The 21,860-nt window shown below is 61.8% G+C and carries 19 protein-coding genes; 11 read left to right on the top strand and 8 right to left on the bottom strand.

All coding sequences use genetic code 11. The annotated features are described in order from the left end of the window. Positions 1 to 13: 13 nt before the first annotated feature. Genes AADW22_RS16850 through AADW22_RS16835 form a run of 4 tightly spaced genes read left to right on the top strand, consistent with a single transcriptional unit; the run spans position 14 to position 5,108 of the window. A complete protein-coding gene (locus AADW22_RS16850; RefSeq protein ID WP_289085404.1) occupies positions 14 to 1,216 on the top strand; it encodes a serine hydrolase in 1,203 nt (400 codons plus the stop codon). Next, positions 1,213 to 3,171, top strand: coding sequence for an acetoacetate--CoA ligase (locus tag AADW22_RS16845; RefSeq protein WP_342580036.1), 1,959 nt, complete (start codon positions 1,213 to 1,215; stop codon positions 3,169 to 3,171). The genes AADW22_RS16850 and AADW22_RS16845 overlap by 4 nt, the downstream gene beginning before the upstream one ends. A gap of 6 nt (positions 3,172 to 3,177) precedes the next feature. Beyond that, positions 3,178 to 4,056, top strand: a complete 879-nt coding sequence (locus tag AADW22_RS16840) for an acyl-CoA thioesterase II (RefSeq protein WP_005848859.1) — start codon at positions 3,178 to 3,180, stop codon at positions 4,054 to 4,056. Continuing rightward, positions 4,053 to 5,108, top strand: coding sequence for an amidohydrolase family protein (locus AADW22_RS16835; protein ID WP_407474744.1), 1,056 nt, complete (start codon positions 4,053 to 4,055; stop codon positions 5,106 to 5,108). The genes AADW22_RS16840 and AADW22_RS16835 overlap by 4 nt, the downstream gene beginning before the upstream one ends. A gap of 21 nt (positions 5,109 to 5,129) precedes the next feature. Here AADW22_RS16835 and AADW22_RS16830 read toward each other — a convergent pair whose 3' ends face one another. The 8 genes from AADW22_RS16830 to AADW22_RS16795 form a co-directional block, all read right to left on the bottom strand. Beyond that, entirely contained in the window at positions 5,130 to 5,501 is a 372-nt protein-coding gene (locus AADW22_RS16830) for a VOC family protein (RefSeq protein ID WP_407474743.1), read from the bottom strand. Beyond that, complete coding sequence (locus AADW22_RS16825; RefSeq protein ID WP_180829560.1) at positions 5,498 to 6,289, bottom strand: SDR family oxidoreductase; 792 nt, start codon at positions 6,287 to 6,289, stop codon at positions 5,498 to 5,500. The genes AADW22_RS16830 and AADW22_RS16825 overlap by 4 nt, the downstream gene beginning before the upstream one ends. A gap of 9 nt (positions 6,290 to 6,298) precedes the next feature. Continuing rightward, positions 6,299 to 7,066: an SDR family NAD(P)-dependent oxidoreductase gene (locus AADW22_RS16820; RefSeq protein ID WP_005848869.1), complete on the bottom strand. Its 768-nt coding sequence runs from the start codon at positions 7,064 to 7,066 to the stop codon at positions 6,299 to 6,301. Next, complete coding sequence (locus AADW22_RS16815) at positions 7,063 to 8,349, bottom strand: acyl-CoA dehydrogenase family protein (RefSeq protein ID WP_407474762.1); 1,287 nt, start codon at positions 8,347 to 8,349, stop codon at positions 7,063 to 7,065. The genes AADW22_RS16820 and AADW22_RS16815 overlap by 4 nt, the downstream gene beginning before the upstream one ends. A 53-nt stretch (positions 8,350 to 8,402) precedes the next feature. Further along, the gene (locus AADW22_RS16810) at positions 8,403 to 9,182 is read right to left on the bottom strand and encodes an enoyl-CoA hydratase-related protein (RefSeq protein WP_009824290.1); all 780 of its coding nucleotides are present in this window, start codon (positions 9,180 to 9,182) and stop codon (positions 8,403 to 8,405) included. Continuing rightward, entirely contained in the window at positions 9,179 to 10,471 is a 1,293-nt protein-coding gene (locus AADW22_RS16805) for a 3-hydroxyacyl-CoA dehydrogenase (protein WP_132997976.1), read from the bottom strand. Before AADW22_RS16805 ends, AADW22_RS16810 begins: the two co-directional genes overlap by 4 nt. A 33-nt stretch (positions 10,472 to 10,504) precedes the next feature. Next, complete coding sequence (locus tag AADW22_RS16800) at positions 10,505 to 12,196, bottom strand: AMP-binding protein (RefSeq protein ID WP_407474742.1); 1,692 nt, start codon at positions 12,194 to 12,196, stop codon at positions 10,505 to 10,507. Positions 12,197 to 12,573: 377 nt separating this feature from the next. Beyond that, positions 12,574 to 13,764 (bottom strand): amidohydrolase family protein, encoded by a 1,191-nt coding sequence (locus AADW22_RS16795; RefSeq protein WP_407474741.1) that lies wholly within the window; start codon positions 13,762 to 13,764, stop codon positions 12,574 to 12,576. A gap of 133 nt (positions 13,765 to 13,897) precedes the next feature. Between AADW22_RS16795 and AADW22_RS16790 the strand changes: the two genes are divergently transcribed. From AADW22_RS16790 to AADW22_RS16760, 7 genes are all read left to right on the top strand, one after another. Next, positions 13,898 to 14,704 (top strand): ferredoxin--NADP reductase, encoded by an 807-nt coding sequence (locus AADW22_RS16790; RefSeq protein ID WP_074636797.1) that lies wholly within the window; start codon positions 13,898 to 13,900, stop codon positions 14,702 to 14,704. 89 nt (positions 14,705 to 14,793) lie between these two features. After that, positions 14,794 to 15,630, top strand: a complete 837-nt coding sequence (locus AADW22_RS16785) for a xanthine dehydrogenase family protein subunit M (RefSeq protein ID WP_288959638.1) — start codon at positions 14,794 to 14,796, stop codon at positions 15,628 to 15,630. Further along, the gene (locus AADW22_RS16780; RefSeq protein WP_407474740.1) at positions 15,630 to 18,377 is read left to right on the top strand and encodes a molybdopterin-dependent oxidoreductase; all 2,748 of its coding nucleotides are present in this window, start codon (positions 15,630 to 15,632) and stop codon (positions 18,375 to 18,377) included. The genes AADW22_RS16785 and AADW22_RS16780 overlap by 1 nt, the downstream gene beginning before the upstream one ends. Next, the gene (locus tag AADW22_RS16775; protein ID WP_407474739.1) at positions 18,370 to 19,857 is read left to right on the top strand and encodes a 6-hydroxynicotinate reductase; all 1,488 of its coding nucleotides are present in this window, start codon (positions 18,370 to 18,372) and stop codon (positions 19,855 to 19,857) included. The genes AADW22_RS16780 and AADW22_RS16775 overlap by 8 nt, the downstream gene beginning before the upstream one ends. Continuing rightward, positions 19,854 to 20,702 (top strand): UPF0280 family protein, encoded by an 849-nt coding sequence (locus AADW22_RS16770; RefSeq protein WP_407474738.1) that lies wholly within the window; start codon positions 19,854 to 19,856, stop codon positions 20,700 to 20,702. The genes AADW22_RS16775 and AADW22_RS16770 overlap by 4 nt, the downstream gene beginning before the upstream one ends. After that, positions 20,695 to 21,279: an amino acid synthesis family protein gene (locus tag AADW22_RS16765; protein WP_407474737.1), complete on the top strand. Its 585-nt coding sequence runs from the start codon at positions 20,695 to 20,697 to the stop codon at positions 21,277 to 21,279. The genes AADW22_RS16770 and AADW22_RS16765 overlap by 8 nt, the downstream gene beginning before the upstream one ends. Further along, a complete protein-coding gene (locus AADW22_RS16760; protein WP_341205144.1) occupies positions 21,276 to 21,860 on the top strand; it encodes an amino acid synthesis family protein in 585 nt (194 codons plus the stop codon). Before AADW22_RS16765 ends, AADW22_RS16760 begins: the two co-directional genes overlap by 4 nt.

The raw sequence follows: 21,860 nt of genomic DNA, 5'->3' as shown, positions 1-21,860 counted from the left end.
GGAGGAAAGTTTTTTGGCGTTCGACACAAATAAGCTGGGCCGCATCGGGGATTGGATGCAGACCTATGTGGACCGCAAACGGTTTGCCGGATGTTCGGTGCTGGTGGCGCAGGGCGGGCAAGAGGTTTACTTTGATGCCAAGGGCCAGCGCGACACGGATACTGGCCAGCCGTTCACACGCGACACGATCGCCCGCATCTATTCGATGACCAAACCCGTCACCTCGGTCGGCATCATGATGCTGGCGGAACGCGGGCTGTTCCACCTTGATGCGCCGGTGTCTGATTTCATCCCCGCTTTCGCCGATATGCGCTGCCTGATCGACGGTGCCACCGCGGCGGATCAGACCGAACCCTGTCAGACGCCGACACTGCACCAGCTGCTGACCCATACCTCGGGGCTGAGCTATCCGTTCAACCCCGGCATCACGGCGAAGGCGATGGACGAGGCCGACATCCTGTTCCGCGCCGATCAGGGATCGCTGGCAGAGATGACCGACCGCGTGGCCGCCTTGCCGCTGGCGTTTCACCCCGGCACCCGTTGGGAATATTCCGTGGGCATCGACGTGCTTGGCCGCGTGATAGAGGTCGTTTCGGGCAAGTCGTTAGAGGCGTTTCTGGTTGATGAAATCCTTGGCCCCCTTGGCATGGACGAGACGCGGTTTTCCGTGCCCTCAGGTGGCATTGACCGCTTTGCCTCGCTTTACACCCCGCTGGCAGGCAGCGCCTATGGCATGAACGCGGCCAAACCAGAGACGCCCGTGCTGCGCTGCGTGGACAAGCCCGACACCTCCCCCTTCCTGAACGCCGAGATGCATTCCGGCGGCGGCGGACTGGTGGGCACCATTGATGATTACCTCAAGTTCGCCGAGATGCTGCGCACCGGTGGGGCGGGGCTGATCTCGCCCAAGACGCTCGACTTTATGATGCGCAACCATCTGCCCGGCGACATCGCGTCGATGGGGCCTGCCAGCTTTGCTGAACAACCGATGGAGGGGATGGGCTTTGGCCTTGGCGGTGCCGTGGTGCTGAACCCCGGTCGCGTCCGCGTTCCCAGCAGCCTAGGCGATTTCAGCTGGGGCGGCATGGCCTCTACCTTCTTCTGGATTGATCCGGTGCTGGACCTGTCTGTCGTATTCTTCACGCAGCTTGCGCCGTCCAGCTCGTACCCCGCGCGCCCCCAACTCAAGGCCCTCATCCACGGAGCGATGACATGAACGATATCCTTTGGACCCCGACAAAAGAGCGCGCCGATGCCTCGACCATGGCGGAATTTGAACGGTTCCTGAAAGACCAACGCGGGCTGACGTTCGACGACTATAACGCCATGTGGGAGTGGAGCGTGACCGACCTTGACGGGTTCTGGTCCGCGATCTGGGACTATTTCGACGTACAGGCCAGCGCGCCCTACACGACCGTGATGGCAAAGCGTCAGATGCCCGGTGCCGAATGGTGCCCCGGCGCGATGCTGAACTACACCGACCAGATCATGAAGCATGTGGACAGCCAGCCTGACGGCGATGCGCTGATCGTGCAGTCCGAAACCTTTGGCCGCAAACGTCTGTCCTGGTCCGAGCTGCGCGCGCAAGTGGCAAGCGTCGCAGCGCATCTGCGGGATATGGGCGTGACCAAAGGCGACCGCGTTGTTGCCGTGCTGCCCAATACCGAAACCGCGATGATCGCCTTTCTGGCTACCGCGAGCATCGGCGCGATCTGGTCGCTTTGCGCCCCCGATATGGGGCATGTCGCCATTCTGGACCGGTTCAAGCAGATTGAACCCAAGGTGCTGATCGCGCAAGACGGCTATGTCCACGCGGGCAAAACCGTGGACCGTCGCGAGATCCTCGCGGGGCTAGAGGCAGCGCTGCCCAGTCTGGTGCAATGCGTCACGGTGCCTTTTGTCGGGGATCTGCCCAAGGGGCATATGGCGTGGGACAGTCTGCTGGACCGCGACGCACCCTATGAAAGCACTCAAGTCCCCTTCGATCATCCGCTGTGGATCGTCTATTCCTCCGGCACCACCGGCAACCCCAAGCCGATCGTGCACGGGCATGGCGGGATCATTCTGGAATCCGCAAAACAATCGCTGCACCATGATCTTCGGCGCGGCGGACGCTATTGCTGGCTGACATCTTCGGGCTGGATCATGTGGAACTCGCAATTCACCGCACTGGGGCAGGGCACCACGGTCGCGATGTTCGACGGGGCACCAAATTATCCTGACATGGGCGTGATCTGGCGCTTTGTCGCGGATGAAAAGCTTGATTTCTTTGGGGCAGGCGCGGCCTTCTTTAGCGGTTGCATGAAGGCAGGGCTGACCCCACGGGACGAGGTCGACCTTTCCGCGCTGCGCTCGCTCGGCTCGACCGGGTCACCGCTGAGCTCTGATGCCTATGACTGGATATACGCACAGGTGAAGCAGGACGTCTGGCTGGCGCCTATCTCGGGCGGGACTGATCTGGCGGGGGCCTTTGTGCTGGGCCATCCCGGCATGCCCGTGCGCGCAGGTGAAATGCAGTGCCGCGCACTTGGTAATGCGGTGCGTGCCTTCGACGAGGATGGCAATGACCTGACCGGCGTTGTGGGCGAATTGGTCTGTACCGAGCCGCTGCCGTCGATGCCGCTGTTCTTCTGGGGCGACGATGATGGCAGCCGCCTGCACGACAGCTATTTCGACACCTATCCCGGCATCTGGCGCCACGGCGACTGGATCGAGATCAACAAAAACGGCGGATCGGTCATCTATGGACGTTCTGACGCCACGATCAACCGCAAGGGTCTGCGCCTTGGCAGTGCGGAAATCTATCAGGCCGTCGAAGGGCTGGACGAGGTGATGGACAGCCTTGTTGTCGACCTCGAATTTCTGGGCCGCGAAAGCTTTATGCCGCTCTTCGTGGTGCCGGCCCAAGGCGTCGCCTTTGATGACGCCTTCAAGGACAAGATCAACGCGGCAATCCGCAAGAACGTCTCGGCCCGGTTCATTCCAAACGAGATCATCGAGGTCGCCGAGATCCCCCGCACCCTATCTGGCAAAAAGCTTGAGGTTCCTGTGAAAAAGCTATTGCTTGGGCAGGATCCGGAAAAGGTGGTGAACAGGGATTCAATGGCCAATCCGGACAGCTTTGATTTTTATGTCGCCTACGCCAATGCGCGTGCGACCCAGAAGGACTGAACCCAGATGACCGATGTGGCCCGCCAACTCCTTGAATTGCTGGATATCGAACAGCTTGAGATCGACCTGTTCCGCGGCATCGGGTCGGGCGGGGAAACCACCACGCGCATCTTTGGCGGCCATGTTATCGCGCAGGCTTTGATGGCCGCCTATCGCACGGTGCCGGACCGGATGTGCCATTCGCTGCATGCCTATTTCATCCGTCCCGGTGACCCGTCGATCCCGGTGATCTATCAGGTCGACCGCGCCCGCGACGGGGGCAGCTTTACCACGCGGCGGGTTGTCGCGATCCAGCACGGCAAGCAGATCTTCAACCTCTCGGCGTCGTTCCACGTGCAGGAAGAGGGCTGGGATTACCAGCACAAGATGCCTGACGTAAAAGGGCCGGAACACTGGCTTGACCGCCCCGATCTGCGCGAACCCTATATCGAAAAAATCTCGCCCAAACACCGCGACGACTTTCTGCGCGAACGCCCTATTGAGATCCGCGAGGTTGATCCGCGCGATCTGTTCGAACCGGAAAAGACCTCGGACAAGAACTATCTTTGGTTCCGGATGGAGGCGGCAAAGGGGCAGTCCCCGATCATGCAGCACTGCCTGCTCGCCTATGCGTCCGATATGAACCTGCTCGGCTCGTCGTTGCGGCCCCACGGGCTGACGTGGTTCCAGGGGCAGGTCATGACTGCCAGCCTTGACCACGCCATGTGGTTTCACGCGCCGATCGATTTCTCTGACTGGCATTTGTACGAACTCGACGCCCCGTTTACTGGCGGCGCGCGCGGGTTCAATCGCGGGCTGATCTACAACCAGAACGGCCAACTTGCCGCGACAACGGCGCAAGAAGGGCTGATGCGCCCCTATAAAAAGAAAGAAGCTGCTTCATGACACAGACGGGGGGCCGCTATCCGGGTTGGCGACCGGGGATCGAACTGCGGGACGACTGGCTGGGACTGGTCCCCGAGACCGCAATCGACCCGCACCGCGAGATTGTGGACCCCCACCACCACCTCTGGCGTCACGGCACGCCCGACGCCCCCGCCGTCTACGAGATGGACGCGCTTTGGCGCGACACCGGCGCCGGACATAACGTGGTACAGACGGTCTATATCGAATGTCGGTCCTATTGGGATCGCGACGCGCCCGCGCATCTGCAATCGGTGGGCGAGACCCGCACCGTGGCGCAGATGGCGGCGCAGGTGCCGCGCGGTCAGGCGCAGATCGCGGGCATCATCGCGCAGACCGAACTGGTGCTGCCCCCTGACCAGCTGCATGCCGCGCTCGACGCGCATGAGGCCGCAGGGAACGGGCTGTTCAAAGGTATCCGCAACTCCGGCGCGCGCGATGCGGAACCGCAGCATCTGGCGATCCCCGGACGCGGGGTCGAAAACCAATACGGCGATCCTAACTTCATCCGCGGTGCCGCGATCCTGGGCGAGCGTGGGCTGACGCTGGACAGCTGGCATTACCACCATCAACACCAAGAGTTTCTGGACCTTGCCCGCGCGGTGCCACAGACCACGCTGATCCTTGACCACTTCGGCACACCCTTGGGCATTGGCCGGTTCGAAGGCAAACGCGACGATATCTTTGCCGCGTGGAAAGACCATATGTCAGAGTTGACGGAATGCCCCAATGTGATGGCCAAGCTGGGCGGGCTATGCATGCCCGACAATGGGTACGGCTACATGCATCGTGACCTGCCACCGTCCTCGGACGAGATCGTAGAGACGCAGGGCAAATGGTACGCGCATATGCTGGATGTCTTCGGCCCCGAACGCTGCATGTTCGAAAGCAACTTTCCCGTGGATCGCACGGCGGTCAGCTATGTGGTGATCTGGAACGCGTTCAAGAAGATGTCAGCGCATCTGGATGACGCGGCGCAAGCGGCGCTTTTCTCTGGCACGGCGCGGCGCGTCTATGGGCTGCCGCCCGCGTGACGCGGACGGCAGATTTTTACTTTAGGCGAATTTGAAAAAGCACAGTTTGTTGTCATCAAGGTCGCGGACATACGCCCCGTAGAACCGGTCCGGCACCCTTTGCCCCGGCGCGCCCTCGTCTGTCGCACCAAGCGAGATCGCCTTGGCGTAGATCTCGTCCACTTCCTCTTTGCTGTCAGCGGTAAAAGCGACCATCACCCCGTTGCCGGGGGTAGGGGCCTCTTTGTTGTAGGGTTCGCAGACAGAGATCATGGGCGTGCCGCCGCCGGTGCCGATCATGGCGATCCGGCCGCTGTCAATCAGCACCTTGGCACCCTTGCTTTCGAACAGGTCACAATAGAACTGCTTGGCGCGCGCCATGTCGCTGGTGCCCACGGTGGTATAGCCGATCATGATACATTCCCCTGCGGGTTTCTGCGGTCGCCATACATCCGGTGCAGCTTGCGCATGCCCCCGATCCAGCGATCGTAGTTCTCGGTTTTCTTGCGCATATACTCCAGCACTTGCGGGTGGGGCAGCACAAGGAACGTCTCGTTGCGGATGGTTTCCAGACAGGCTTCGGCCACGGGTTCCGCTTCAAGCAGACCGTCGAGCGCGGCGACAGAATCCTCGTGACCGCGGGTCATCTCGCTGCGGACAGCCTGAGGGCAGAGCACAGAGACCTTTATCCCGTCATCACCATGGGACATCGCCAGCCATTCGGCCACGGCAACAGCCGCGTGTTTGGTCACGCCGTAAGGCGCGCAGCCGACCTGGTTCAGCAGTCCTGCCGCCGACGCAGTGTTCAGCAGATAGCCGCCCCCGCGTTCGGTCATGCGCGGCACCAGATGACGGGCCGCCCAGACATGGGCCATCACATTGATGTCCCAGATGCGCTGCCAGTCTTCGTTCGGCACTTCCATGCCGCCCGCGATCAATATGCCCGCGTTAGAGCAGAACAGATCAATCGGGCCGATGTCGTTTTCCACGGCATCGATCATATCCGCGATCTCTTGCTCGACACCCACATTCACACCGAAAGCCACGCCGTCGATCTCGTTGGCGACCGCCTGCGCGCCCTCTTTGTTAAGGTCGACACAGACGACTTTCTTGGCCCCTTCCGCGGCAAAGCGGATGGCCATCGCCTTGCCGATGCCGCTTGCGGCACCGGTGATGACGATGATTTTATCCTTCAGTTCCATAGCAGCCCCTTACGTCCACATGTTCGATCCGCCACAAACGGTCAGCGCCTGACCGGTCATGTAGCGGCTTGCATCAGAGGCGAGGAACACGGCGAGCCCCGCGAAATCCTCTGCCTCGCCAAGACGGCGCAGCGGGATCTCGTTCTTGATGCGTTTCTCGACATCGGGATTGTCCCACAGCTCGCGCGCGAATTCGGTTTTCACCAGACCCGGACAGATCGCGTTGAACCGCAGACCCTTGGGCCCGAATTCGGCGGCAAGGTTGCGCACAAGGCCGATCAGCGCCAGCTTGGACATGCCATAGGTGCCCAGCATGACCGACGGTTTGAACGCCCCGATGGACGAGGTGAACGCCATCGACCCGGCGCCTTTCTCGATCATGTCGGGGGCCACCATCTGTGCCAGCCAAAGATTGGACAGCACATTGGCGTTCATCGTCTTTTCATAGGCATCATCGGGGATCTCGGACGTTGGCCCATAGTAGGGGTTCACGCCCGCGTTGCCGATCACGATGTCGATCTTGCCTGCCAGCTTGTGGGTCTCGTCCACCAGCGCTTGCAGTTGCTCTTTATAACCAACGTTGCAGGCGACGCCGAACGCCTTGCCCTTGCCAAGCGCGTTGATCTCGGCGGCGGCGGCGTCCAGCTGGTCTTGCTTGCGCGCCGAGATGACGACTGTCGCGCCATGCTCGGCCAGACCCTTGGCCATCGCCAGCCCCATGCCCTTGGAGGCGCCGGTCAACAGCGCCACCTTTCCGGTCAGATCGAATAGGGTCATACGCCACCTCGCGTACGGCCTGTGGCGATCTCTTCACGGGCGCGCGATGTGCGCAGGTTGGATTCCTGATAATCCTTGACCTCGGCGCGGGCGATCACGTGGTGGTGGACCTCATCAGGGCCATCCGCATAGCGCAGCGTGCGCTGCGACGTGTACATGCCCGACAGCGGCGACCACTGCGAAATACCTGTCGCACCATGCACCTGCATCGCCTGATCGATGATGTTGCAGACTTTTTCCGGCACCATCGCCTTGATCATGCTGACCCAGATGCGGGCCTCTTTGTTGCCCAGTACGTCCATCGCCTTGGCGGCTTTCAGAACCATCAGGCGCATGGCTTCAATCTCGATCTTGGCGCGAGAGATCGTTTCCATGTTCTTGCCCAGATCGATGATTTTCTTGCCAAAGGCTTCACGGCTCAGCCCGCGTTCGATCATCAGGTCCAGCGCCTTTTCCGCCGCCCCGATGGAGCGCATGCAGTGGTGGATACGGCCTGGCCCAAGACGCACTTGGGAGATTTCAAAGCCCTTGCCTTCGCCCCAGAGGATGTTTTCCTCGGGCACGCGGACATTGGTGAACTTGATGTGCATGTGACCGTGCGGCGCGTCGTCGTGACCGAAGACATGCATCGGGCCGACAATTTCAACACCGGGCGTGTCGATCGGCACGAGGATCTGGGACTGCTGACGGAAAGGTTCGGCATTTGGCGATGTCTTGACCATAGTAATCATGATCTTGCAGCGCGGATCACCGGCACCGGAGATATAGTATTTCTCGCCGTTGATGACCCATTCACCGTTTTCTAGCACGGCAGAGGTAGAGATATTCTTGGCATCCGAGGACGCCATATCGGGTTCGGTCATCGCGAAGGCCGACCGGATTTCACCGGCCAACAACGGCTTGAGCCACTTTTCTTTCTGCTCCGCTGTCCCGATCCGTTCCAGCACTTCCATGTTGCCGGTGTCGGGCGCGGAACAGTTCAGCGATTCAGAGGCCAGCGGGCTTTTGCCAAGCTCGGCCGCGATATAGGCGTAATCGAGGTTCGACAGACCTTCACCGGTTTCGGCATTGGGCAAAAAGAAATTCCACAGCCCATTCTCACGGGCCTTTTTCTTGGCGGTTTCCAGCAGCTCCAACTGGCCGGGCGCGTGTGACCAGCGGTCGGCACGACCTTCGCCAAGGCGGAAATACTCGTCGGTGATCGGATCGACATTTTCGCGGATGTGTTTGATGACGGCGGCCAACAGCGGCTTGGCCTTCTCGGACATCTCGAGATTATTCATTCCGGCCATAGCTTCGTTATGTGACATAGAGTGCCTCCTGGCAGTTGGTTCGATTATTTATTGACCCAGTTGGGTTTGCGTTTTTCGACAAAGGCGTTCACGCCTTCCTTGAAATCTTCGGTTTTGCTGAGGTCCGCGATCACCTCGCGTGAATAGGCGATGCTGTCTTGCATCCCGTCGCGCTTGTACATGTCGTTCAGGACGCGTTTCGTGGCCTTGACCGCCGACGGCGACACGGCGCACAGCTCTTCGGCCTTTTCCATCGCTTTCGCCATCAGCTGGTCGGCAGGATAGACCGCGTTGACGCAGCCCATCGACAGCGCCTCATCGGCCATGATGGTGCGGCCGGTGAACATCATTTCTTGCGCGGCAAGCCGCCCGATATAGCGCGACAGGCGCTGTACGCCGGATGCCGCGGCGAAGAAACCGACCTTAACCTCGGGCAGGGCGAATTTCGCCTGATCGGAGGCGAGGATGATGTCGCACGACAGCGCGGTTTCAAATCCGCCGCCCATGGCGAAACCGTTGACGGCGGCGACGATGGGCTTCTCCAGATCAAAACGCGAGGACAGACCGGCAAAGCCGCTGGCGGGCATTGTCGCTTTTGACCCGCCCGCCGCGGTGGCTTTCAGGTCGTTCCCCGCGGAGAACGCCTTGTCCCCCGCGCCGGTCAGAACCGCGACCCAAAGATCCTGATCCGCTGCAAAAGCGTCCCAGCAATCGGCCATTTCATTATGCATGTCGACGTGCACAGCATTGTACACCTCGGGGCGGTTCATGGTCACAACAAGGATGTGACCCTTCTTTTCGGTGGTGATATATTGATAGCTCATACCTTCAGCCCTCCGGTGTCGATTTCAGTGAATTTCCCGCCATTCTTGGCCAGATCGCGCAGCAGCTCGGCGGGCGCGAATTCGGGGTCTTCGGCACCCAGCTTTTCCATCACGTCCAGCACGGCCTGCGCACCGACCATATCGCCATAGAACATCGGGCCGCCCTTATCGGCGGGCCAGCCATAGCCGTTCAGCCAGACCACATCGATGTCAGAGGGACGCTGCGCCTTGTTTTCCTCGAGGATTTTGACCGCTTCGTTGATCATCGGATAGATGCAGATCTCGATGATCTCTTCCTGCGACATCTGGTTGGCCTCGGCACCGGTGATGTCCTTGATCACACCGGCAACCACATCCGACGGGATCGGGCGGCGGGATTCATCATAGTCGTAGAAACCCGCTTGGGTCTTCTGGCCGCGACGGTCCATTTCACACAGCGCATCGCGGATCGGGTTTTCGGTCTTGGCCCCTTTGGACCAGCCGATATCCAGACCGGCCAGATCGGACATCTGGAACGGCCCCATCTTGAAGCCAAAGGCGTTCAGCGCGGCGTCCACATCCCACGGCATCAAGCCCTGTTGCAGCAGCTTGTTGGCCTGTTTCTGGCGTGCGAACAAAATACGGTTGCCGACAAAACCGGGGCAAACGCCGACGAGTACAGCGATCTTGTTGATCTTGGCTGCCAGATCCATCGAGGTCGCGACCACATCATCAGCAGTATGTTTCGCGCGCACGATTTCGAGCAGTTTCATCACGTTGGCAGGCGAGAAAAAGTGCAGCCCGATCACGTCTTCGGGGCGCTTGGTCATCGCTGCGATTTCGTCGATGTTCAACGCCGAGGTGTTCGTCGCAAGGATCGCGCCGGGTTTCATCACGCGGTCCAGCTCGGTGAAGATCTTGCGCTTCAGCTCCATATCTTCGAACACGGCTTCGATCACCAGATCACACTCGGCCAAGGCCGCCAGTTCCAGCTTGCCGTCAAAGCGATCCATCCGCGCTTCGACTTCTTCTTGCGGGAAACGGCCCTTATCTGCGCTGCGCTGGTAGTTGCCGCGCACGACCTTCAACCCGCGGTCCAGCGCTTCTTGCGTGGTCTCGACGATGGTGACGGGGATGCCCGCGGTGGCAAAGTTCATCGCGATACCGCCGCCCATCGTACCCGCGCCGATGATGCCTACGGATTTGATCTCGCGCTGTTTGGTGTTGGCGGGCAGGTCCGGGACCTCCCATGCGGCTTTGCCGGCAGCACCGATATAGGCACCAATTTCTGCGTCGGTTGGGGTGTTCATAGTCTTCCTTTCTTCCGGCCCGGTTGGTGGGCCTTATGTGTCCAGACAGGCCGCGCGGATCGCACGGCGGTCAATCTTGTCGGTGGCACCACGGGTCAAAGGACCGTCCTGGCACCACAGTTTTTCGGGTATCTTGAATTTGGCCAGCCGCCCGTCGAGGTGCGCCGCCATGTCGGCTTGCGTCAAAGGCTTGCCATCGCGGGTCTGCACAGAGGCCCCGACGACTTCACCCAAGCGCGGGTCCGGCACGGAAAATGCGCAAGCCTCGATCACATCGGGATGCGTGTGAAGCGCGCCCTCGACATCCAGACAAGCGATGTTTTCGCCGCCCCGGATGATGATGTTCTTCTTGCGATCAAGGATGGTGATATAGCCTTCGGCGTCGATCACACCCAGATCACCGGTGCGCAGCCAGCCGTCTTGCATCGTCTCTTCTGTGGCTTCCGGCTTGTTGAGGTAGCAGCGCATATTGGCGGGGCTTTTGACGGTAATCTCGCCCAATTCGCCCTGCGGGACATCGTTGCCCTTGTCGTCCAGAAAGCGGATGTCTTGCAGCGGCGGATGCAGCTTGCCTGCGGCGTCGGGGCGTTTGTTGTATTCCTCGCCCACCATGCCGATGCCAAGCGCGTTCGTCTCGGTCATTCCCCAGCCTGTCGCGATGTCGGCGGCGGGGAACTGGTTTTTCAACTGCGCCACCTGCGCCGCAGGGCGTTTCGCCCCGCCTGCGCCAAGCCAGGTGAGCGTCGGTAGGGTTTCCCCCATACGCTTTGCGGCTTCCAGCAGGTCGGCAGATTGCGTCGGCACCCCCAGAAAACGGGTCACGCCCTCGCGGTTGATCACGCGCACCGCTTCTTCGGCGTCCCACTTGTGCAGCAAGGAAATCTTGGCACCGGCGGGCAGGCTAAGCAGAAACAGCGGATGCGTCGCGGTGACGTGAAACAGCGGTGTGACGATCAACCCCGACGGGCGCGGCGCGGGCGGTGCGCCGGGTTCAGGGGGGGTGACCAGCGGCGCGGCGACGGCTTGTAACAGCCAGCTGAACACCGCGCTAAGCGCGCCACGGTGGGTCTGCACCACCCCTTTCGGCTTGCCCGTCGTGCCAGAGGAATACATCACCGCAAAGTCATCGTCCGTGTCCAGATCGACCCCTTCGGGCGGCGTTTCGGCCATGCCCTGCATGAGGTCCGACAGCTTGTGCGGGCCCATTTCCTCGGCATCGCGCACGCCGATGAGCCGCAGGCCCAGATCATCCACCAAGGGTTTCATCCGTTCAAAACGGGGACCATCGGCAAAGACCGTCTTGGCCCCGCTGTCTTGCAACGCATAGTCAAGCTCTTCGGTGGTCCACCACGCATTGACGAACACCACCACAGCACCCGCTGACGCGACCGCCAGCGTGAGCATCAGTAGTTCGGGATAGTTGCGCATCGCGATGCCGACACGGTCGCCGGTCTTGATCCCCAGCGTGTCGCGCAGCCCGTTGGCGATGCGGTTCACATCGGCGACAAACGCATCATAGGTCCAGCGTTCATCCTGATAGACCAGAAACTCCGCCGCGCCATTACCCTGGATTTCGCGGCTTGCCTGGATCAGCCCGCCCAGGGTTTTCGGGATATTCTTGAATGTTTTATAGGTGACGCCACGGATATTACTTTCGGTTACTTCGAACGTCGGGTTCGTTGAAACCACGTGGCGAATGGCTTCTTCGGGGGTCATTGCGGTCATATGCACCCGCCCGCAGACAGCATAGATACAGATAGTGTGGCCATTTCGTCCTCCCTTATCGAGCCTGTTGCCGGACACTCCTCCACGATTGTCCGCGACTCTGATTTCTGCAGCCTAAGCGCTAAAATTCAAACTGCCAATACCGCATGATGGAACGATGTTCCGCAAGCTGACGTTTGACAGGATTTTACGCGCACCAAGGCCCTCCGCACGTGCGGCCCCATATCTCGGCGAAAATTGACCATGAATATAAAGGTAAGGAAAGCCCTACTTTCCCCGAAACCGGGGAAAGCGGCCAATGGCACCTGCGATGTCATTGAAACATCGCGTCACTTGCGGCGCGGCAGATCCCCCGCCGCAGCCGCTTATGTCGGCGTTCAGGTGCCGACGGTGCCGCAAATCAGCTTGGGGAGCCGCGTGGCAGGGGGCGTATTCCGGCTGCGCAGGCTGCGTACCACGCCATCAATCACCGTCATGCCAACACCGGGCAGATTACCCAGTTGCACCGATTCAAGCATATTTTTGCCGGGCGCATGCTGTGCCTGATCCATCAGGACGAAATCGGCGCATTTGCCGACCTCGATCAATCCGGTGTCCAGCTTGCGTTGCCGTGCGGTGTTGCCGTTGGCAAAGCAAAAGGCGACCTCGGCAGGTACATCGCCAAGCGACGACAGCATCGCAACCATGCGCATGATCCCCAAAGGCTGCACGCCAGATCCCGCCGGACCGTCGGTGCCCAAGATCAACTGATCAAGCTTGCCCAACTCGCGCGCTGTGTTCAGCGTCAGCAAGGCGGCGCGTTCGTTCCCGTTATGCACGATCTCAAGCGCGGCCTTGCAGCCCTCGCACAGGCAGATGATCTGATCGTCGGGCAGGGCAGAGTGCCCGCCGTTGATATGCCCGACCACATCCGTTCCGGTTTCAAGCACCATATCCGCATCGATCAACCCTGATCCGGGGATCGACGGGCCGCCGGTGTGGATCGTGCTTTGCATGCCGTATTTGCGCGCCCATCCGACCATCTGCGCGGCGGTCTTGCCGTCCTTGACCGTGCCCAGTCCGACCTCGCCCAGCAGGGTCACGCCGGCCTTGGCCATCTCGGCAAAGTCTTCTTCGACCATGCCCTGTTCGATCACCGGCGCACCGGCGTGAACCTTGACGCCCGAGGGGCGGAAGTTTTCGTACCAACGCTGCGACGCGATCGCCATCGCCTTGAGACCGACGATATCCTTCGGGCGGCCCGGCATATGCACTTCCCCGGCAGAGATCAGTGTGGTCACCCCGCCGTGCAGCGTTGAATCGATCCACCCCAACTGCTGCTGGCGCGGGGTATAGTCGCCCACCACCGGGTGCACATGGCTGTCGATCAACCCCGGTGCCAGCGTCGCGCCATGGGCGTCGACTTCTGTCGTGGCCCCGTCGCAATCCATATCCTTGGCATAGCCCCATTCCGTGATCTTACCGTCCATCGCGATCAGGCAATCCCCGTCGGCAATGGGGTCTTCCATCTTTCCGGTCAGGATCATCCCGATGTTCCGGATCACGAGTTTTGCAGAGGTGTCTGACATGGGGCACGCCTTTCAAGCAGCATCAGTTTCATTTGAACGCTAACAGAAAAATGCGACCGATCAAGATGAAACACTTGACAGATAATCATTCGCATACAAACAATATTACATCCGCAGCCGATAAGGACTCTCCATGGACGCCGCTTCTCTCTCTCGCCCCAGCTTCCCGATCCCCGCAGGTGTCTTTGCCGAAACGGTGACGGAGGTGCAGCATTATACCGACAGCCTTTTCCGCTTCCGCATCACCCGCGACCCGTCCTTCCGCTTCCGGTCGGGAGAGTTCGTGATGATCGGGCTACCCAATGCCGAAAAGCCGGTGTTCCGCGCCTATTCCATCGCGTCGCCCTCGTGGGACGAGGGGGTCGAGTTCTATTCTATCAAGGTGCCGGACGGGCCGCTGACGCAGCACCTGCAAAAGCTCAAGGTCGGTGATACCGTGCTGATGCGCCGCAAGCCGACGGGGACGTTGGTGAATGACGCCTTGCTGCCCGGAAAACGGCTGTGGATGTTCGCCACGGGGACCGGTATCGCGCCTTTCGCGTCGGTCATCCGTGACCCCGAGACGTACGAGAAGTTCGATGATCTGATCCTATGCCACACCTGTCGCACCGCCAAAGAGCTGACCTATGGCCGTGATCTGGTCGCCAGCCTCAAGGCCGATCCGCTGGTGGGTGAATTGGCGCAAAGGCTGACCCTATACGACACGCTGACCCGCGCGCCGTGGCCGCGCGAAGGGCGGCAAACAGACCTGATGGCGTCGGGCAAGATGTTCCGCGATTTGGACGTGCCGCCGATCTCTCCTGATCGCGACCGTGCGATGATCTGCGGGTCGATGGCCATGTTGAACGACACCAAGGCCGCGCTCGAATCCTTCGGACTAGTGGAGGGGGCAAATAACCGTCCTGCCAGTTTTGTGGTAGAAAAAGCCTTTGTCGGCTAACGACATACGAATTGATTTGACACGAAGGCACCCGACGCACTTCTATTCGTATACCAACAAGTTTTATGCCCGCAGCAAAAGGTGACCGGATGAGCTACCTGACCGCGACGACATTGGATCAAGCGTTAACCACATTGGCCGCGGGGCCGGTGTCGATCATCGCGGGGGGGACCGATTGGTTTCCCGCACGCGGCGACCGCCCGGTGACGGGCGACTTGTTGGATATCACCCGCTTGCCAGAGCTGCGCGGCATCAGCCAAACAGACCAAGGCTGGCGTATCGGGGCGGCCACCACATGGACAGACATCATCCGCGCTGATCTGCCCGCCGCTTTCGACGGGCTCAAGCTGGCGGCGCGCGAGGTCGGGTCGATCCAGATCCAGAACGCAGGCACCATCGCGGGTAATCTGTGCAACGCTTCTCCTGCCGCCGACGGGGTGCCGCCGCTGCTGACACTGAATGCCGAGGTAGAGCTTTGCAGCGCAAACGGGTCGCGCGTGCTGCCCTTGTCGCAGTTCCTGCAAGGCGTGCGCCAGACCGACCGCGCCCAGAACGAGCTTGTCACCGCCATCCACATCCCCGCGCCCCCGGCTGATAGTCACAGCAGCTTTGTCAAACTCGGTGCGCGGAAGTATCTGGTGATCTCGATCTGCATGGTCGCGGTGCTGGCAAAGATCGAGAGCGGCAGGCTCACCGATATCCGCATCGCCATCGGCGCCGCATCCCCCGTCGCGCAGCGGCTGACCGCGCTTGAGGATCAGCTTCGCGGTAGCGCCCTTGGCGATGTAGAAAACCGCATAACTGCTGATCTGGTGCAAACGCTGAGCCCCATCACAGATGCGCGCGCCAGCGCCGATTACCGCCTTGCCGCCAGCGTCACTTTGGTCCGCCGCGCTGTGATGCGCGCCTTGAAAGGGGCCCTGTGATGGATAGGCCGACCACGACAGAAGTGACCTCTTTCACCCTGAACGGCAGCATTGCGCAGGTTGAACCGCTGCCCGGTGAACGCTTGTCTTACGCGCTGCGCGAGCGGCTGGACCGCAAGGATGTAAAGATCGGCTGCAACGCGGGCGATTGCGGGGCCTGCACTGTGCTGGTCGATGGCGCGCCGGTCTGCGCCTGCCTGATGCCCGTGCAGCAGGCGGTGGGGCGGCAGGTGGAGACGCTGGCGGGGCTGGTGAAAACCGACCGCGACGCGCAGGCGTTGATGCAAAGCTTTCAGCACCATCAGGCCGCGCAATGCGGGATTTGCACACCGGGGATGATGGTCTCTGCCGTGGCGTTGTTGCGCGAGGTGCCGCAGCCGAGCGCGGCGCAGGTGCAGGATGCCCTTGGCGGCGTGCTGTGTCGCTGTACCGGCTATCGCAAGATCATCGACGCGGTGGTCGGGGCCCATGCTGCCGACGGGCTGACTGTCGCCTCTACCGCGCTTGGCCAGCCTGCGCGGCGGCTGGACGGGCAGGCCAAGGTCGACGGGTCAGAGGCGTTTGGCGATGACGTTGCCCCAGCCGGTGCTTTGGTCGCGCGGGTCATCCGCGCGCCCCATGCCTCGGCCGGATTTACCTTCGGCGATCTTGAGGCATGGCGCAGCGCACAGCCCGGGATCCATTGCATCCTGACCGCAGATGACGTGCCCGGCCTCAACGCCTTTGGGGTGATCCCCGGCTTCATCGACCAGCCGGTTTTCGCTGTGAACCACATCCGGTTCCGGGGGGAGGCGGTGGCTTGCGTTGTAGGAGAGGCAGAGGCGATGATCGCCCTTGATCTGGAAAGCTTTCCTGTCCATTGGTCGCCAAAAACTGCGCTTGCCGATACCGATGCCGCGACCGCCCCCGACGCGCCACAGCTGTTCGACGATCGCAAAGGGAACATCATGTGCGGCGGCTTCGTGCAATGCGGCGATGTGGAGGCCGCGCTCGACGCCGCCGACGTCACGGTCGAGGCGCACTATACCACCAGTTTTGTCGAACATGGCTATATCGAGCCAGAGGCAGGCTTTGCCCAAGTGATCGACGGGCGGATCCATGTGCATGCCTGCACCCAGGCACCGGGTATGGACCGCGAAGCACTGGCCGCGATCCTTGACCGTCCCATGGCCGACATCCGCATTGTGCCGACGGCGGTCGGGGGCGGTTTCGGATCAAAGATCGACCTGTCGTTGCAGCCCTTCATCGCGCTTGCCGCGCTCAAGACGGCGCGGCCCGTGCGCATGACCTATGCGCGCGCCGAGACGATGCAATCGACCACCAAACGCCACCCCGCGCAGATCACGATCAAGGTCGGGGCCAAGGCGGATGGGACGCTTTCGGGGCTGCGGTTCGACGGGGATTTCAACACCGGTGCCTATGCAAGCTGGGGCCCGACGGTCGCCAATCGCGTGCCGGTGCATGCCTCTGGCCCCTACCACATCCCTGATTATCGCGCACGTAGCCGTGCCGTGCATACCCATTGCCCCCCCGCGGGTGCCTTCCGTGGCTTCGGCGTGCCGCAATCTGCCATCGCACAGGAAACCGCCTTTGACCTGCTGGCCGAAAAGCTGGGGCTTGATCCGCTGGAGTTCCGTTTGAAGAACGCGCTGGCGGACGGGGTGCCCACGGTCTGCGGGCAGGTGTTCGATCAGGGCGTCGGCATCGCCCCCTGCCTAGAGGCGCTGCGCCCCGCGTGGGAGGAGGCGAAAGCCGAATGCGCCCGGTTCAATGCAAAGAATGACACAGTGAAACGCGGTGTTGGGATCGCGGGGGCTTGGTACGGCTGCGGCAATACCTCGCTGCCGAACCCGTCGACCATTCTGGCGGGCGTGCGGGCGGATGGCACGGTGGTGCTGCACCAAGGTGCAATGGACATCGGGCAGGGGGCCAATACGGTGATCCCGCAAATCTTTGCCCAAGCGCTTGGGCTGTCGGTCGAGGGGATCAAGATCCTCGGGGGTGACACCGATATCACGCCGGACGCGGGCAAAACCTCTGCCTCGCGGCAGACCTTTGTGTCGGGCAACGCCGCACTGAGGACCGGAGAGGCACTGCGGGCGCAGATTCTGCGGCAGGTCAATGCGGGCCCCGCCGCGCAGATCGGCTGCCAAGACGGGCAGCTCACGGTGACCGACGGCGGGCGCACGCAGCGCCTTGATCTGACGCGGCTGCCGGTCGATGCGCAGGGCTATGTGCTGCAGTCGCAGGAAAGCTATGACCCGCCGGTCAAACCGCTGGATGAAAACGGGCAGGGCGTACCCTATGCGCAGTTCGGCTATGCCGCGCATCTGGTGGTGGTCGAGGTGGATATCGCCCTTGGCCTTTGCCGTCCCCTGCGCTTTGTCGCCGCCCATGACGTGGGCCGCGCGATCAACCCCTTGTTGGTCGAGGGGCAGGTGCAGGGCGGCATTGCCCAAGGGCTTGGAATGGCGCTGATGGAGGAATATATCCCCGGGCGCACCGAGAACCTGCATGACTATCTGGTGCCGACCATCGGCGACGTTCCCGCGATCGAGACGCTGATCCTGGAGGTGGCTGACGCCCATGGGCCCTACGGCGCGAAAGGTCTGGGCGAACATGTGCTGATCCCCACCGCCCCCGCGATCCTCAATGCTATCTACCATGCCACCGGTGCGCGCGTGACGCAGACACCGGCCACGCCGACGCGCCTGCGCGCCGCCCTGAAGGAGGCCGGACATGCCTGACGACCTGCGCGACCCCAAGCCCGTGAAAATCCGCTGCGATGCCTGCCCGGTGATGTGCTTCATCGCCGACGGCAAATCCGGCGCCTGCGACCGCTATGCCAACCACGCGGGCGAACTGGTACGCCTTGATCCGCTGACCGTGATCCAGTCGGGGGCCAAGGCCGTCGCTTTTCTGGATCAGGGCGACAACGCGCAAGATTGGGACGGCGACGTCATTCAGGGCGGGCGCGATTTCGTCACCGCCGTGGGGGCGGGGACCACCTATCCAGATTACAAACCCGCGCCCTTCATCGTCAGCCAAGAGGTCGAGGGCGTGGATATGATCACCGTCGTGACCGAGGGCATTTTTTCGTATTGCGGGGTCAAGGTGAAGATCGACACCGACCGCCACATCGGCGACGAGCGCGCCGTGGTGCGCGTTGACGGAGAGGCGATCGGGCATGTGATGACCTCTGAATACGGGTCCAAGATGCTGTCTTTGGGCGGGGTCGAGCATCTGACCGGCGGCTCCAAGAAAGAAGGCCGCGTGACCTGTGACGCGTTGCTGCGCCTATGTAACCGTGAACCGGTCGAGGTCACCATCGACGGCGGCGTCACCATGGTGGTCGAGGCGGGCAAAGCGCCGATCATCAACGGCGTTCCGGAAAAGCTGATGCGCGTGGGCTGTGGGTCAGCGACCATCGGGATGTTCGCCAAACAATGGCACGGGCATGTGGACGAGGTCGTCGTTGTCGATGATCACATCACCGGCGTGCTGACAGAACACGAGGCGGGCAAAGGGCTGGATATGACCCCCTCTGGCATCCGCGTGAACGGACGGCGGTCAACGCCGGGGCGGTATTTTCAGGTGGCGGACCCCGGCACCGGATGGGGCGGCACCGATGTTGAAGACCCGCTGACCATCCTGCGTGACGCCGACCCGAAGCGTGCCTGGCCGGGGCTCCGGCTGCTGATGATCTCTACCACCGGAGAGCAATGGGCCTATTTCACGCTGGATGATGACCTGATCCCGCAACCCGCCCAGATTACGCCCGAGCTGCTGGTCGTCGCGGACCGCATCGCCGAGAATTGCGAACCCTCGCTTTGTTCGGTGCTATTCATGGGGGGGGCGGGGGGCAGCTTGCGTGCCGGCGTGACAGAGAACCCCGTGCGGCTGACGCGGTCGGTCAAGGAATCGCTGACTCATGTGTCCTGCGGCGGGGCCGAGGCCTATGTCTGGCCGGGGGGCGGGATTACCGTCATGGTGGATGTCATGGATATGCCCACGAACTCTTTCGGCTATGTACCCACGCCCGCGCTGGTGGCACCGATCGAATTCACCCTGCGGCGCGAGGATTACGGCACGCTTGGCGGGCATATGGAGCATATCCAGCCCGTGCGTGATGTGGTCACCGATGATGTGCGACGGGTGGCGCAGCAACTGCTGCAACCAGACCCGAACGCGCGGGAAAACTACGGCTGGTCGAAGGACCAGACATGACGGCACAGGCGGCTCTTCTCCCCGGTGGCAGGCTGCATCTGTCCCACGGCCCGATTGATCTGGTCATCGGGGCGGATGGCGCGCGAGATCTGGCGTTTCGCGCGGGTTTTGATCGCTTTGGCACGATCCTGTCTGAACTGACGACAGAGCTGCCTCTGCTGCGCCGCCCTGTGAACACCAAACCGAAAGGCAAGATCGCCCGCGCCATGTACCGCGCCGCCTTGCCCCATGCCGACGGGCTGACCACGCCGATGATCTGCGTCGCCGGTGCCGTCGCGGCAGAGGTATTGTCGGCCATGGTGGATGCCGCCGATCTGACCCGCGCGTATGTGAACAACGGTGGCGATATCGCGCTGCATCTGACCGAGGGCGCGCGTTTTGACGTGGGCATCGCGGGGCTGGACGGGCGGTCGCTTGGCACCGTCACGATCCGCAGCAATGACCCCATCCGCGGCATCGCCACCAGCGGGCAGGGCGGGCGCAGCCACTCCTTGGGCATTGCCGACAGTGTCACCGTGCTGGCCCGATCCGCCGCGATGGCCGATGCCGCGGCGACAAGGTTGGGAAATGCCGTTGATCTGCCCGCCCATCCCGCAATCCGGCGCAGCCCCGCCAACCAGTTGCACGACGACAGTGACCTTGGTGCGGCACCGGTGGTGACCCATGTCGGGCCGCTCTCCCCCGCCGATGTTAACCAAGCGCTTACCACCGGCGCGACAGCGGCGCAGGGTTTGCGCGACCGTGGCCTCATCTTTGGCGCGGCGCTTTTTCTGCGCGACCAACATACTGTCATCGGCTTGCCCGAAACCCTGAAATCCCTAGTGAAAGCCCCCGAATATGCCTGAGGTTATGACCCGCAAAATCGTCACCAGCGTCGAAGAGATTTTCCACGAAGGCGGCCCCCGCGCCAATACGCCGCTGAAACGCGGGTCGGTCATGGCTGTGATCCAAAACCCCTATGCAGGCTCTTATATCGAGGACATCCAGCCCTTTATGGAAGACCTCAAACCGCTGGGGGTCGCGATGGCGCAAAAGCTGCTGGCGGCGCTCGATGTCGAGGCGGCACAGATCGAAGGCTACGGCAAAGGCAGCATCGTCGGCACGGGCGGAGAGTTGGAGCACGGTGCGCTCTGGCACGCCCCCGGCGGCTATGCGATGCGCGATGTATTGGGCGGATCGAAGGCGATTGTGCCATCGACGAAAAAGGTTGGCACGGCGGGGGTGCGGCTGGATGTGCCTGTGACCCATGTCGATGCCTCATATGTCCGCAGCCATTTCGATTCAATCGAGGTCGGCCTGAATGACAGCCCCCGCGCCGATGAAATGGCGGTGATCCTTGTGATGACCACAGGGGCACGTATCCACAACCGCGCGGGCGGGTTGGATGCAAAGGATATCGAAGGAAAGGATGGTCTGAGATGAGCGCCGACATTCGTAAAATCGCCACTTGGGTCGAAGAGACTCACCGCGAGATCGGGCAGCAGATATCGCCCCCCACGCGCAAGGCCGTTGCTGTGGCCGTGATCAAAAACCCCTTTGCAGGCTCTTATACCGAGGACCTGACCCCGCTGATGGATATCGGCGCAGAGCTGGGGGGATTGCTGGGCGATAAATGTGTTGCGGCCCTTGGGATCACCCCCGCGCAGGCCGAAAGCTATGGCAAGGCCGCGATGGTGGGCGAGGGGGGAGAGCTGGAACACGCCGCCGCGATCCTGCACCCGAAGCTGGGCGCACCGCTGCGGGTCGCGGTTGAAAAGGGGGCCGCACTGGTGCCGTCTTCCAAAAAGATGGGCGGGCCGGGGCAGGTGCTTGACGTGCCTTTAGGGCACAAGGACGCCGCCTATGTGCGCAGCCATTTCGACGGGATCGAGGTGCGGTTGAACGACGCGCCGCGCGCGGGCGAGATACTGGTGGCCGTGGCTGTCACAGATTCCGGGCGCCCCTTGCCCCGTGTCGGCGGGCTGACCCATGCCGAGGCCGAAGGCAAGGACGGCCTGCGTTAG

The organism is Sulfitobacter sp. PM12 (assembly GCF_045586035.1).
GTDB classification, from domain to species: Bacteria; Pseudomonadota; Alphaproteobacteria; order Rhodobacterales; family Rhodobacteraceae; genus Sulfitobacter; species Sulfitobacter pontiacus.
This window is presented reverse-complemented; position numbering and strand designations above follow the sequence as displayed.

Bases quoted from the DNA above. Each gene is read 5' to 3' on its own strand.
- AADW22_RS16845 (WP_342580036.1), top strand. From the start codon at position 1,213: ATGAACGATATCCTTTGGACCCCGACAAAAGAGCGCGCCGATGCCTCG.
- AADW22_RS16840 (WP_005848859.1), top strand. From the start codon at position 3,178: ATGACCGATGTGGCCCGCCAACTCCTTGAATTGCTGGATATCGAACAG.
- AADW22_RS16835 (WP_407474744.1), top strand. From the start codon at position 4,053: ATGACACAGACGGGGGGCCGCTATCCGGGTTGGCGACCGGGGATCGAA.
- AADW22_RS16830 (WP_407474743.1), bottom strand. From the start codon at position 5,501: ATGATCGGCTATACCACCGTGGGCACCAGCGACATGGCGCGCGCCAAG.
- AADW22_RS16825 (WP_180829560.1), bottom strand. From the start codon at position 6,289: ATGGAACTGAAGGATAAAATCATCGTCATCACCGGTGCCGCAAGCGGC.
- AADW22_RS16820 (WP_005848869.1), bottom strand. From the start codon at position 7,066: ATGACCCTATTCGATCTGACCGGAAAGGTGGCGCTGTTGACCGGCGCC.
- AADW22_RS16815 (WP_407474762.1), bottom strand. From the start codon at position 8,349: ATGAATAATCTCGAGATGTCCGAGAAGGCCAAGCCGCTGTTGGCCGCC.
- AADW22_RS16810 (WP_009824290.1), bottom strand. From the start codon at position 9,182: ATGAGCTATCAATATATCACCACCGAAAAGAAGGGTCACATCCTTGTT.
- AADW22_RS16805 (WP_132997976.1), bottom strand. From the start codon at position 10,471: ATGAACACCCCAACCGACGCAGAAATTGGTGCCTATATCGGTGCTGCC.
- AADW22_RS16800 (WP_407474742.1), bottom strand. From the start codon at position 12,196: ATGACCGCAATGACCCCCGAAGAAGCCATTCGCCACGTGGTTTCAACG.
- AADW22_RS16795 (WP_407474741.1), bottom strand. From the start codon at position 13,764: ATGTCAGACACCTCTGCAAAACTCGTGATCCGGAACATCGGGATGATC.
- AADW22_RS16790 (WP_074636797.1), top strand. From the start codon at position 13,898: ATGGACGCCGCTTCTCTCTCTCGCCCCAGCTTCCCGATCCCCGCAGGT.
- AADW22_RS16785 (WP_288959638.1), top strand. From the start codon at position 14,794: ATGAGCTACCTGACCGCGACGACATTGGATCAAGCGTTAACCACATTG.
- AADW22_RS16780 (WP_407474740.1), top strand. From the start codon at position 15,630: ATGGATAGGCCGACCACGACAGAAGTGACCTCTTTCACCCTGAACGGC.
- AADW22_RS16775 (WP_407474739.1), top strand. From the start codon at position 18,370: ATGCCTGACGACCTGCGCGACCCCAAGCCCGTGAAAATCCGCTGCGAT.
- AADW22_RS16770 (WP_407474738.1), top strand. From the start codon at position 19,854: ATGACGGCACAGGCGGCTCTTCTCCCCGGTGGCAGGCTGCATCTGTCC.
- AADW22_RS16765 (WP_407474737.1), top strand. From the start codon at position 20,695: ATGCCTGAGGTTATGACCCGCAAAATCGTCACCAGCGTCGAAGAGATT.
- AADW22_RS16760 (WP_341205144.1), top strand. From the start codon at position 21,276: ATGAGCGCCGACATTCGTAAAATCGCCACTTGGGTCGAAGAGACTCAC.